Raw genomic sequence first — 12,826 nt, 5'->3', positions numbered from 1 at the left:
CGGGCAGGCGCCCGGCCGCCGCACGCGCGCCCCGTGCCCGTACCCCTTCCGGAGGAGTCCCCCATGGCCGAGCCCGACCGCCGCCGCTTCCTTCGGCTCATGGGCGGAACAGCCGCTTTCGCTCTTCTGTCGGAGAGCATCGCGCGGGCCGCCGCGATCCCGGCGCAGGGCTCCACCGGCACGATCCAGGACGTCGAGCACATCGTCGTCCTGATGCAGGAGAACCGGTCCTTCGACCACTACTTCGGCGCGCTGAAGGGCGTGCGCGGCTTCGGCGACCCCCGGCCGGTCACCCTGCCGAGCGGGAACCCGGTCTGGCACCAGTCCGACGGCAAGAAGGTCACCCTCCCCTTCCGTCCTCCGAGCGACCGCCTCGGCATGGAGTTCCTCCAGGGGCTCAACCACGACTGGGCGGGCGGCCAGAAGGCCTTCAACAAGGGCCGCTACGACCAGTGGATACCCGCCAAGACCCCGGCGACGATGGCGTACCTCACCCGTGAGGACATCCCCTTCCACTACGCCCTCGCGGACGCGTTCACGATCTGCGACGCATACCACTGCTCGTTCATCGGCTCGACCGACCCGAACCGCTACTACCTGTGGAGCGGCCACACCGGCAACGACGGCACGGGCGGCGGCCCGGTCCTCGACAACGCCGAGGCGGGCTACGGCTGGAAGACGTACCCCGAGCGCCTGGAGGCCGCCGGGATCTCCTGGAAGGTCTACCAGGACATCGGCGACGGCCTGAACGCGGCCGGTTCCTGGGGCTGGATCGACGACGCCCACCGGGGCAACTACGGCGACAACTCGCTGCTCCACTTCAACAGTTACCGCAACGCCCGGCCCGGCGACCCGCTGTACGAGAAGGCCCGCACCGGCACGAACGCCAAGGCGGGCGAGGGTCTCTTCGACCGGCTGCGGGCCGACGTCCAGGGCGGAAAGCTGCCCCGGGTCTCCTGGATGGCCGCCCCGGAGGCCTTCTCCGAGCACGCCAACTGGCCCTCGAACTACGGCGCCTGGTACATCGCGCAGGTCCTGGACGCGCTCACCTCCGACCCGGACGTGTGGGCCCGTACCGCCCTCTTCCTCACGTACGACGAGAACGACGGCTTCTTCGACCACGTCGTCCCGCCGTACGTCCCCGGCTCCGCCGCCCAGGGCCTGTCCACCGTGGCCACCGGGCTCGACCACTTCCCCGGGAGGACCGGCCACACCGCCGGACCGTACGGCCTCGGCCCGCGCGTCCCGATGATCGTCGTGTCCCCCTGGTCCACCGGCGGCTACACCTGCTCCGAGACCTTCGACCACACCTCGGTCATCCGCTTCGTCGAGCAGCGCTTCGGGGTCCGCGAGCCCCAGATCTCGCCCTGGCGGCGGACCGTCTGCGGTGATCTGACCTCGGCCTTCGACTTCTCGCGCACCGAGACCTCGGCCGCCGCGCTGCCGCCGACCGCCGGGTACTACCCGCCGGACCGGAACCGGCACCCCGACTTCCTCGCCACCGCACCCGCGACCGGGACCATGCCCCGCCAGGAGCGCGGCGCCAAGCGGACCCGCCCCCTGAAGTACGCGCCGTACGCCGACGGCGCCGCCGACACCACGGCGGGCACCTACCGCCTCACCTTCTCCGGCGGCCCCTCGGCGGGCGCGCAGTTCCACGTGACCTCGGCGAACCGCACGGACGCCCCCTGGACGTACACGACGGAGGCGGGCCGGACGATCACGGACACCTGGAACACCACGTACTCCAAGGGCCTCACCGACCTCACCGTCCACGGCCCCAACGGCTTCCTCCGCCGCTTCCGCTCCCCCGGGAAGACCGCGGTCCCCGAGGTCACCGCCCGCCACGACGCCACCACCGGCGACCTCGGACTGACCTTCACCCACACCGGCCCGGCCACGACCGTGACCGTCACCCACACCTACGCGAACACCCAGTGGACCGTGCGGGTCCCCCAGGGCGGGACGGTCACCCACACCGTCCCGCTGACCTCCTCGTCCCGCTGGTACGACGTGACCGTCACGTCCCCGGCGTCCCCGGACTACCTCCGCCGCCTCGCGGGCCACGTGGAGACGGGCGCCCCGGGCACGACGGACCCGGGGATCCTCACGTACTGAGGCGCCGGGCCCTACGAGCGGTCCATCATCAGCATCTGCTCCTCCGTGTGGTGCCCGCCCTCGGCGGGCGGGAGGGCGTCGAGCCGGGCGAGCAGCCCGGGGTCCAGCCGGACCCCGGTGGCCGCCGTGTTCTCCTCGACGCGGGCGGCCCTGCGGCTGCCGGGGATCGGCACGACGTCCTCGCCCCGGGCGAGCAGCCAGGCAAGGGCCACCTGCGCCGGGGTGGCACCGGCCAGGGCGGCGACGGCCCCGATCTCGTCGGCGATGCGCAGGTTCCGGGGGAGGTTCTCCGCGGTGAAGCGCGGATTGTCCGCCCGGAGGTCCGAGGCGTCGAAACGCCCGGCCGAGCGGACCGCGCCGGTGAGGAAGCCGTGGCCGAGCGGCGAGTACGCCACGAACCCGATGCCCAGTTCCCTCAGGACCGGCAGCACGGCCTCCTCCGGGTCCCTGGTCCACAGGGAGTACTCGGACTGGACCGCGGCGACCGGGTGGACGGCGTGCGCGCGGCGGATCGTGGCGGGCCCGGCCTCCGAGAGACCGATGTGGCGGATCTTGCCCTCGGCGACGAGGTCGGCGAGGGCGCCGACCGTCTCCTCGATCGGGACGGCGGGATCGACGCGGTGCTGGTAGCAGAGGTCGAGGTGGTCGGTCCCGAGCCGCCGCAGCGAACCCTCCACGGCCACCCGGACGTTCGCCGCACCGCTGTCCAGCCGCCCCGGGCCGCCGCCCGCGTGGGAGACCAGACCGAACTTCGTGGCGAGCACCACCTGGTCGCGTCGGCCGCGGACCGCCCGGCCGACGAGCAGTTCGTTGGTGTAGGGACCGTAGATCTCGGCGGTGTCGAGGAAGGTCACCCCGAGGTCGAGGGCTCTGTGCAGCGCGCGGACGGATGCCGCGTCGTCGGTGCCGGATCCCGTGTAGCCGAAGGACATGCCCATGGTCCCCAGGCCGATCCTGGAGACCTTCAGGCCCCCCATGCTCGTGTGCTTCACCGGGCCGCCTCCTTGGGGCGCGAGGGTGGGTGGGACCGCCGGGGGCACCGCCCCCTCCGGCCGGAGGGGGCCGGTACGGAGGGGGGCGGTGCCGCCCGGCGGCGGCGGGGAGCGGTCAGACCTCGTACTCGACGCCGACGCCGCCGAAGTGGAGCCGGCCCTGGACGAGGACCCGGTCGCCCCGCTCGTCGTATCCGGTGAGGAGACCCGACTCCATCAGCCGGACGACGATCTGGGTGCTCAGCTCCTGCCTGCCGACGGCGCCGAGGCGCTTGACGAGGGTCTTGTAGCCGAACTCCTCCTCGGCGAGGTCCTGGAAGACCTGCCGGGCGTCCTCGTCCATCGGGTACTGGGCCATGTCGGTCCCGTCCCCGTTGGCCAGGACCTCCCGCTGCTCCAGCCGGAAGCCGAGCGGCTCGACCCGGTAGTGCGGCTTGAGCACGGCCTTGCCGCCGGTCCACCGGAAGCGGCTGATGCTGTTCAGCTGCTTGGTGAGGTCGCTGATCCAGCGGACCCGGGCCGGGTTCAGCTCGCTCTCGCTGAACTCGTCGCTGAGTCCGGGGCGCTGGTGGCGGCCGATGGAGATCATCGTGGACGCCCGGTCCCGGAAGGACGTCACGGTGCCGCCGGAGTCCTCGGGGCCGTTGCCCACCAGGCTCTCGAACCACGTCCTGCGGGTCAGCCGGTCGTCGTCGGACTCGGTGATGCGGCGCTTGCGCCAGAACTCCGAGTCGGGCTCGGTGAAGGAGGCGAAGGTGTAGAAGGAGGCGAGGAACTGGTGGTACTGCTCGTACGCCTCGCGGTAGGTGCGGTTGTACCAGGCGTGCACCGCGTCCCGCTCGTCCCCGTGGTGGGTGATGCGGTCGATGGCGGCGGCGGCGGAGACGGCCGACTGCGAGGCCAGGTGCACGCCCTGCGAGAACAGCGGGTCGGTGAAGCAGGCCGCGTCACCGCAGAGGAAGAAGCGGTCGGCGGAGAACACCTCGGTGTCGTAGGACCAGTCCTGGACGATCCGCACCTCGTCGACCTGCTCCGCGCCGTCGAGGATCTTCATGGCCTTGGCGCACTTCGCGAGAGTGGCCGAGTAGAAGGTGTCGGCGCCCTGTTCGCGCACCTCGGCGGCCTTCGAACGGTCCACGACGAGTCCGACGCTGTACAGGTCGCCCTTGAGCGGGATCATCCAGACCCAGCCGTCCTCGAAGGTGATCGAGTACGTGGTGCCCTTCAGGTCCCCCTCGAAGGGGTCCTTCAGCTTGAAGTACGACCAGACCGCGAAGTTCCGGTAGAACTCGTCGTACTGGCGCACGCCGAGCTTGCGGGCGAGAGGACCTCCGGAGCCGCCCGCGTCGATGACGAAGTCGCTCTCGACGACGACGCTCTCGCCGCCCTGCCGCACCGTCAGGACCACCCGGTCCGGGTCGGACAGGTCCACGTCGGTGACCGGGGTCTCCTCGTGCACGGTCACACCGCGGCTGCGGGCCTCGTCGAGGAGGAGCTTGTCGAACTGGCCCCGGTTGACCTGGACGGCGTGGTCGAAGACCCAGGGCGTGACCTTGGGAGCGGCGAAGGAGAAGGTCCAGGGGGCCTGGTCCTGGCCCCAGAGGAAGGTCGCCGAGGGCTTCTTGACGTAGTTCTGCGCGTCGATCTGCTCCTGGAGACCGAGCCGGTTGAGGATCGACATCGTGCCGGGCAGCAGGGACTCACCGATGCGGTACCGGGGGAAGGCGGACCGCTCGTAGATCGTGACGTCGTGGCCGAGCTTGTGCAGGGTGAGGCCCGCGACACTGCCGGCCGGCCCTCCACCGATGATCGCCACCTTCGATCGTGCCATCACGTACTCCTTGGGACGGGGACGGGCTGACGGGACTCCGGGCCGGGGCGGCACGGAGCCGGTTGGAACGGGGCGCGGCCGGACGGGACCGGCGCGCGGGTGCGGGCGGGGGGAGGGTGTTCACTCCCCGTCGGCACTCGGCCGGGACCGCAGCTTCTTCATGCGGTCCGACATCTCGATCGTGTCGACCACGTTGATCTTCGTGGGCATCTTGAACGGTTCGACCCGGCCGGAGAGGAACTCCGTCACGTGCCTGCGGAGCTCCGCACGGGTCAGCGGGCCCCGGGGTTTGACGTCCACGCAGACGGACTGGCCGGTGATCGCGTTCGGGCTGCCGTACACGACGCAGTCCTCCACGAGGGGGCTGCCCATGAGGACCGACTCGAGTTCGAGCGGGAGGAGCTTCTCCCCGCCGACGTTGATGATCTCCTTGGCGCGTCCCTTGATCCGGAGGTAGCCGTCGGCCGCCTCCTCGACCAGGTCACCGGTCCTGAACCAGCGGTCCTCGGTCAGCGAGTCGTCGTCGTAGTTCAGATAGCCGAGGAACTGCGTCCGGCTCCTGAGCTGGAGTTCGCCGTCGACGACCCGGTGTTCCACACCGGCTCCGGATATCTTGAAGTACGTGCTGCTGGACGATTCGCTGGTCGTGGTGGCGATGCCGGTCTCGCTGGTCCCGAAGGTCTGGAGGAGCCGTACCCCGGGGAAGGTCCGGTGGACCCGCCGGAGCAGTTCGTCGGACATCGGCTCGGTGCCGTACGTGATCAGTCGCAGGCTGCTGAGGTCGTACGTGCGGTGGTAGCCGCCGACCATCATCAGGTTGAGGTAGGTCGGGCTCGTGGGGAGGACGAGGATCCGGTGGCGCTCGATCAGGGCGCAGATCTCGTCCGGGGTGCGCTGCCGGGGAAGGACCGCGGTGCCGCCGACGAGGAGGGTGCTGAGCAGCGAGTTGATGCCCCCGATGTGGTCGAACATCAGCACCATGAGGATGTTGAGGGCGTTCTCCCGGCGGCGAGGGCGTTTCTCCAGCTTCTGGTCGACGAGGACGTCCAGGTTGTGGAGGATGACCTTCGGCGCGCCGGTGCTGCCGCTGCTGAGCAGGACGAGTCCCGCCGCTTGCGGGTCGCCGAGCCTGCCGTGCACGGCGGCGGGCCCTTCGGCGGTGTCCGGGCCGGTGGCGGCGCCCGGTTCCGCGAGGTCCTGGATCTCGACGCCGTTCGCGGTCGTCCTGACCAGGTGCCCCGGGCGGCAGTGCTCGACGAGGGTGTCGAGGGTCGTGCCGGTGAGCGTCACCACCGGCACGACGACGTTCCTGCCCAGGTGGAGCGCGAACAGGGTCGCCACGGAGTCCAGTGAGTAGTCGCCGTGGACGACGACGGTCTCCCGGGGCCTCACCCCGTGCAGCGCCAGCCGTTCCCGGATGTCGCGGATCCGCTTCAGGAGTTGCGCGTACGTGACGGCGGTCCCGTGGTCGTACAGCGCCGTCCGTGTGCCGAAGTCCTCGAACCTCCGCACCAGTTCCTCACGCATTCAGTGCACACCCCCAAGGTAGAGCGTCTCGCCGGTGATGAACTCCGACTGCCGGCCGATCAGGAACTCCACCGGCCCCACGATGTCGGCCGTCGTGCACTGCCGGGATATCGCCTGGCGCTCGATCAGCACATCGATCTTGGACCGGGGAACCGTTCTCGTGAGGACGGTGTGGACGGGCGGAAGCCCTATTCCGTTCACCCTGATCCCGAACGCGGACAACTCCTTGCTCATCACCCGCACGAGCTGCTCGACCGCGCTTTTGCTGGCCGAATAGGCGAGTTGCCCTTCGAGGGCCCAGGGAACGGCGACCGTGGAGACGTTCAGGATCGCGGAACTCTGTTCCGTCGATTTCCGTAACAGTTTTACGGCCTCTCTGCAGCAGTTGAGGACCGCGAAGAAATTGATGTCGAAAATCTTCCGGGAAGCCTCTTCGGGCATCGTCATGAAATGGTTCATCGACGACGTTCCGGCGTTGTTGATCAGCCCGTCGAGCTTCCCCTGCTCCTGGCGCACCCGCCGGAACATCTCCCTCGTGCGGCCGGGGTCCGCGAGGTCCACCTCGTGGTGCCGGTAGCGGGGGTGCTCGATGGTCGCGGGTCTCCTGCTGCACCCGACGACCTCGTGGCCCGCCTCCAGGAAGTGCTCCGCGAGGGCCTTGCCGATGCCGGTCCTGGTACCAGTGATCATGAGGATCATCAGAGTGATGACCTGCGCTAACCGCGTACGCCGGCGAGTTCGAGCTCCTCCTCGACGAAGCCGATCAACCTGCGGACGCTGCTGAACGGGCTCACCCGGCGGGACACGGCCTTCTCCGACGTGAGCGAGACGTCCGCGCCGAACTCGTCCTCGATGTTCTCCTCCACCAGCGAGAGGAAGGCCACCAGGTACATCGACTCGAAGACACCGGAATCACCGTACAGACACAAGTCGAGCACATGATCGGTGGGAATCTTCTCCTCACGTGTCAGATTGATCTCGTCGAGCGCCGCCACGACGACCTTCTGGATTCGATCCGTCACTTTCAGACCTCCGCCCAGCGTTGAAGTAAGAACCGATCCGGTCGGCAGCCGGCCGACACTCCGACCCGGCGCCTGGATTTTTATGTCATAGGCCCCTGGCTCGCGCAAGGCCGTTCAGGCCGGACGGATCGCGGGGAGTCCTGCGAATCCCCCGCGCCCCGAAGGGTGTTCAACTGTCCCGCTCATTCAGTTGCACACCGCGACGGCCTGCACACCCTTGCGGGTGGCGGTGGATGTCCACAGACTTCACCGACGCCGGACCCGAAAAGGGCCGAGCCCGCAAAGGGAAGAGATGGAAGGGATGGGCCATGCGTGACCACACGGACGAGAAATCCGGCGCGGCCGGGCACGACGAAGGGCACGTCCGGGTCGGCGGGCTGCCGGCCTTCGACCCGGACGATCCCGCCGAGAACGCGGTCATCGACCGGCTCGTCGGAAACTGGCACCGGCGGGCGGCCGTGAAGCGCGAGGAACCCGACGTCTACGCCCTGTTCGACCCCGCGCGCCCGGACTTCCGGGACGACATGGTCCCCTTCCGGGCCCACCCGGTCTGGGAGCGCCTCTCCGACGAGGCCCGGTCGCGTCTGCTGAGCTGGGGCTGGGTGGCCTACAACCGGAACACGGTGCTGATCGAGCAGCGGATCGCCAACCCGGCGTTCGAGCTGGTCATCGGCGGCGCGTACCCCGGTCTCGGCGGCCAGCAGCTGGAACTCGCCGTCGCGCAGGCCATGGTGGACGAGCAGTACCACACGCTCATGCACATCAACGGCAGCGCGGTGACCCGCCGGATGCGCCGGAGCGACTTCTCCGACCGCGTGCTGCCGGACTCCCACATCACCCTGATCCACCAGGAGCACCTGGACCGCTGCGAGGAACCGTGGCAGCGGAGCCTCACCACGCTGGGCTTCGCGACGGTCGCCGAGATCTCCATCAACGCCTACCTCGGCCTGCTCGCCGACGACCAGCGGATCCAGGTCGTCAACTCCACCACGGTGAAGCTGCACAACCGCGACGAGTACTGCCACGCCTCCATCTCCGGGGAGATGATGAAGCAGGTGTACGAGGCCCTCCCGGCCGACCGCCGCCGCTTCCTCCTGGAGAAGGTCGTGGCCGGTCTGGAGGCTTTCGTCGCACCCGACTTCGCCACCTGGGAGACGATCGCCGCGTTCGAGGGCGTCCCCGGCTGGGAGAAGGCCGCCGCCGAGGTGCGCGAGGCCCAGGGCGGCACCCATCTCGTGCAGGACCACTCGGGGATCCACACCCTCCTGACGGAGATGGACGTCCTCGACGAGGTCGAGTTCGGCTGGGGAACGACGGTGGCCCCATGACCTCCGGCACCCCCGCGACCGCGGCCCGAGCGGCTCTGCGCCCCGGCGCGGTCGCCGTCCGCGACATCTACGGGTTCCTCGCCGACCTCGGCATGGACTGCGACGTGAACCCGTGCACGGCCTTCACCGGAACCGTGGACCCCGGGCGGATCGCGGACGCCGCGGGCTGGCGGGAGTTCGTCGCCCGGCTCGGTCTCACCCGGGCGCTGTCGCACGTGGTCGAGGTGGCGGAGAAGGACGTGGCCGTCACCCTCGAACCGGGGCCCGGACCGGTCGAGGGCGCCCCCGACGCCCTGGCGGACCTGGTCACCGCCCACCACAACAGCCGTCCCCTGGCGCTCGACGAGGCGGTGCACCTCGCGTACTGGCCGCATGTGAACGGCGAGCACGTCGTCTTCGTGAAGTTCAGTCATCTGATCGTCGACCTGATCGACGTGGTGGACCTGCTCCAGCGCATCAGGGCGTATCTGCGCGGCCAGACCCCCCAGGGCCGGACGGGCTCCCGCTACCGTCACCACGAGCGGAGCACGGAACAGTACGCCGCCCTGCCCGCGGCCGACCCCGCGGAGGTCACCCGGGCCCTCGGCGAGCTGCCCACACCGGGCCGCAAGGGCATCCCGACGATCTCCGCGTCGGTGGAGGAGTGGCTCCCGCTCCGCGAGGGCGTCACCTTCGACGAACTGCTCAGCGCCGTCACCGCCGCCCTGCTGCCCACCCTCGGCGGCGGAATGGTCCTGCAGTACCCCTTCTCCCGCTGGGAGTTCGCGACCAAGGGCGGCTACTACGTCGAGATCAAACCGCTCGTCGTACCGGCCGGGCCCGCCTCGGCGTACACCCCGGAGCACTTCGCGGAGACCCGGCGGGCACAGGAGTCCCTCGGCCGGTTCACCATGTCCGACCTCGGCACCTTCGCCGAGGCGTTCACCCGTGGCCGGATGCCCCGGATCGTCGTGTCCGACACCACGTTCATGCGTCCGGAACCGGAGCTGTGGCGCTGGGTCCCGGTCCGCAGCGCGCGCGTCTTCGAGGACCTCAAGTTCCTCGCCGACCGGTCGTGGCCGGGCCCGCCCCTGTTGCGTATGCAGTACAAGCGCGGCTTCCTCGCCCCGGAGACCGCGGCCGACATCCTCGACCGACTCGAGCAGCGAATGGGAGCACGTGGTGAAACTGCCGGATCTGCTGACTGACCTCTTCCTGCGCCATCGCGGACGGACCGCGCTGCGGACCGCCGGGCGGAGCTGGACGTACGAGGAACTCGACCGGGTCACGCGCGCGCTCGCCGACCGGATCGACCGCGAGTGCCCCGCGGGCCGCCGTGTCCTGGTCGCCGGGGAACACACCGCGGAAGCCGTCGTCTGGGCCCTCGCCGTGATGCGCAGCCACGCCGTCCACACGCCGATGAACCCCGGGCTGCCAGCCGACCGGTTCGAGGAGTTCGCCCGGGTCTCGGACGCGGCGCTCCTCGTCTGCTTCGACCGCGAGGCGCTGGTGCGGGCCGAGAAGGCCGGTGTCCCCGCCCTGCACGCCGGTGACGTGGGCTGGCCCACCGGCCCCGTGCCGGGGGACGACCCGGCCGGACCCGCCGGAGAGGGCCGCTCCCGCGTCGCGTACTCCATCTTCACCTCGGGCTCGACGGGGAACCCCAAGCTCGTCGACGTCGGGCACGGCGGCCTGCTCAACCTGTGCCGCTCCCTGCGGCGGCTGCTCGACATCACGCCGGACGACGAGGTCCTGCAGTTCGCCTCGCTGTCGTTCGACGCCTCCATCAGCGAGATCCTCGGCACCCTGTACGCCGGGGCGACGCTCGTCGTCCCGGTCCGGGACCAGGCCTCGTGGCTGGGGTCCGTCTCACGGCACCTCACCGCCCACGGCTGCGACCTGGCCATGCTGTCGCCGTCCGTCTACGCGCGGCTCGACGAGGAGGCCCGTCGGCGCATCCGGAAGGTGGAGTTCTGCGGCGAGGCCCTCGGCGAGAACGAGTACCACAAGGCGGCCCGGTACAGCCGGGTGTTCAACGCGTACGGCCCGACGGAGGCCACCGTCTGCTTCTCCCTGGCCGAACTGACCGAGTTCACCCCGAGCATCGGCACTCCCGTCGACGGCTTCCGCGCCCTGGTGCGCGATCCCGACACGGGCGCCCTCCGCACGACGGGCACCGGTGAACTCGTCGTCGTGGGCGACGGGGTGGCGCTGGGCTACGCGGGCGGGAGCCCGGCCGAGAACAAGGTGTTCGAAACGGTGGACGGTTCCCCCGCCTACGCCACCGGGGACGTCGTGGTCCTCGCCGACGACGGCCACCTCGTGTACGTCGGACGGACGGACGAGCAGGTCAAGCGCCTCGGACACCGGGTGAACCTCGCCCACGTCGAGTCCACGCTCGCCCGCCGTCTGGACCGGGAGGTGACGCTGGTCCGGCAGGGCGACACGATCCTGCTGGTCACGGCCGTGGGCGGCGAGGTCACCGAGGAGTCGCTGATGGGCCGGATCAGGGGCCTGGTCCCCGTCTGGGAAGTGCCCGACCGGGTCGTGCTGGTCGACGTGCTCCCGCTGACCTCCGGCGGCAAGCCGGACCGCCGGGCCCTGCGGGAACGGCTCGCGTCCCCCGTGGCCGCCCCTGACGGGGACCCGGCCGAACTGCGCCGGGTGCTCGACGTCGTGACCGCCGTCCTGGGCCAGGAGATCGGCCCGGACACCTCGATCTTCGACGCGGGCGGCAGTTCCCTGGCCATGATCCAGATCCAGGTCAAGCTCTCCGAGACGTACGGCGAGGAGGCCGTCGAGGCCGCGTTCGCCGCGATGGACTACGACTTCGCCCCGGCCGCCTTCCTGCGCCACCTGCGCGGCGAGGCCACCGCCCCGGCGGAGTCCGCCGTCGAGACGCTGCTGCGCCGGGTGATGTCCGAACGCGACTCCCTGCGGGCCGAGTTGCCGGAGCTCCTGCACGACACCCGGCACGAGCCCGCGCCGTGGGCCGGGGACGGCGGCCGGATCGTGCTCCTCACCGGCGCGTCCGGTTTCATCGGGGGGCACGTCCTCGACCGGCTGCTCTCCGCCGGCCGCCCCGTCCTGGTCGTCAGCACCGGCGCCCCCGACCGGGTCCTCGCCGGGCACCGCACCCGGTTCGGGCGGGAGACGGCCGACTACGCCGGGGTGCGGGGCATCACCTACGAGGACCTGGCCCGGTGGGTGGACCGGCGGCGCGGCCCCGTCCTCGACGCGGTGGTGCACTGCGGCTACCACGTCAACCACCTGCTGCCGCTCGACAGCCAGATGAGCGGCAGCGTGCACAACACGGCGCTGGTCGTCCGGGCCGCCGCGGCGCTGGGGGCCCGCTCCTTCGCCTTCCTCTCGGCCGCTTCGGCCGGGACGGACTTCCTCCCCCTGTCGGCCGGGACCCTCACCTCCGTGGGCGACCCCTACTCGCGGTCGAAGCTGATCAGCGAGGAGTACGTCGACACCCTGACCGCCCTGGGGTGCGCGGTCTCCCACTACCGGCCCGGCCTGGTCTACGGGCACCGGCCCGAGGACCACGACCACCTCAAGGACGACTGGTTCACCGCCCTGATCGAGACCGCGCGCCGGATCCGCGCGATGCCCCGGCTCAGCGGCCACGTACCGGTCTGCGACGTCGGCGTCCTGGCCGGGACCCTGCTCAGGGGTCTGGACACGGCCCCGGGCGGGGACGCCCGGTCCGCGGTCGTGGTCCACCGCACGTACGCGCTGGACGAACTGCTGCGCCACACCGGGCTCACGGACTCGGACGTCCTGGAGCCCGCGGAGTGGTTCGAGCGGGTACGGAACGCCGGAGAGGTCCCGGCACCGCTGCTCGCCGCCATGCAGGCGGCGCTGAGCGGTCCGGGCTGGCCCACCCCCCACCACGAGGTCGACCACGACATCCTCGGCCCGCTGCTCGGCTCCGCGCGGACGCCCCGCGCCGGGGACGACGCGGAGACCGCCACGAGGACCGGGAACGACGTCGTCCACACGTCGTCGTCGCGCTAGCGGGAA

The 12,826-nt window shown here is 70.7% G+C and carries 9 protein-coding genes; 4 read left to right on the top strand and 5 right to left on the bottom strand.

Going from position 1 to position 12,826, the window contains the following annotated elements:
* Positions 1 to 63 precede the first annotated feature (63 nt).
* Positions 64 to 2,118, top strand: a complete 2,055-nt coding sequence (locus tag ACIO92_RS06115; RefSeq protein ID WP_402279770.1) for a phosphocholine-specific phospholipase C — start codon at positions 64 to 66, stop codon at positions 2,116 to 2,118.
* A gap of 11 nt (positions 2,119 to 2,129) precedes the next feature.
* Here the strand turns inward: ACIO92_RS06115 and ACIO92_RS06110 are convergent, their stop codons facing one another.
* The 5 genes from ACIO92_RS06110 to ACIO92_RS06090 form a co-directional block, all read right to left on the bottom strand.
* Positions 2,130 to 3,110, bottom strand: a complete 981-nt coding sequence (locus ACIO92_RS06110) for an aldo/keto reductase (protein WP_401240087.1) — start codon at positions 3,108 to 3,110, stop codon at positions 2,130 to 2,132.
* A 115-nt stretch (positions 3,111 to 3,225) separates the two neighbouring features.
* Positions 3,226 to 4,941 carry a chloramphenicol-biosynthetic FADH2-dependent halogenase CmlS gene (gene cmlS, locus ACIO92_RS06105; RefSeq protein WP_401240090.1) on the bottom strand — a complete coding sequence of 572 codons (1,716 nt, stop codon included), beginning with the start codon at positions 4,939 to 4,941 and terminating at the stop codon, positions 3,226 to 3,228.
* A gap of 120 nt (positions 4,942 to 5,061) precedes the next feature.
* On the bottom strand, positions 5,062 to 6,468 hold the full coding sequence (locus ACIO92_RS06100) for a class I adenylate-forming enzyme family protein (protein WP_402279773.1): 1,407 nt from the start codon (positions 6,466 to 6,468) through the stop codon (positions 5,062 to 5,064).
* Positions 6,469 to 7,167 (bottom strand): SDR family NAD(P)-dependent oxidoreductase, encoded by a 699-nt coding sequence (locus ACIO92_RS06095; RefSeq protein ID WP_401240096.1) that lies wholly within the window; start codon positions 7,165 to 7,167, stop codon positions 6,469 to 6,471. It abuts the gene before it with no gap.
* 17 nt (positions 7,168 to 7,184) lie between these two features.
* Positions 7,185 to 7,490 (bottom strand): hypothetical protein, encoded by a 306-nt coding sequence (locus ACIO92_RS06090; protein WP_401240098.1) that lies wholly within the window; start codon positions 7,488 to 7,490, stop codon positions 7,185 to 7,187.
* Between the two features lie 308 nt (positions 7,491 to 7,798).
* On the opposite strand from ACIO92_RS06090, the gene ACIO92_RS06085 reads away from it, so the two are divergent.
* From ACIO92_RS06085 to ACIO92_RS06075, 3 genes are read left to right on the top strand one after another with little or no spacing between them, the layout of a single operon-like run.
* On the top strand, positions 7,799 to 8,818 hold the full coding sequence (locus tag ACIO92_RS06085; protein WP_401240100.1) for a diiron oxygenase: 1,020 nt from the start codon (positions 7,799 to 7,801) through the stop codon (positions 8,816 to 8,818).
* Complete coding sequence (locus ACIO92_RS06080) at positions 8,815 to 10,005, top strand: hypothetical protein (RefSeq protein ID WP_401240103.1); 1,191 nt, start codon at positions 8,815 to 8,817, stop codon at positions 10,003 to 10,005. Before ACIO92_RS06085 ends, ACIO92_RS06080 begins: the two co-directional genes overlap by 4 nt.
* Positions 9,980 to 12,820 carry an AMP-binding protein gene (locus tag ACIO92_RS06075; protein WP_402279776.1) on the top strand — a complete coding sequence of 947 codons (2,841 nt, stop codon included), beginning with the start codon at positions 9,980 to 9,982 and terminating at the stop codon, positions 12,818 to 12,820. Before ACIO92_RS06080 ends, ACIO92_RS06075 begins: the two co-directional genes overlap by 26 nt.
* Positions 12,821 to 12,826: the final 6 nt, after the last annotated feature.

Origin of the sequence: Streptomyces sp. NPDC087215 (assembly GCF_044744885.1) — a bacterium.
Lineage (GTDB): Bacteria > Actinomycetota > Actinomycetes > Streptomycetales > Streptomycetaceae > Streptomyces.
The sequence above is the reverse complement of the archived record's forward strand: the minus strand, read 5'-3'. Positions and strand labels throughout refer to the sequence as shown.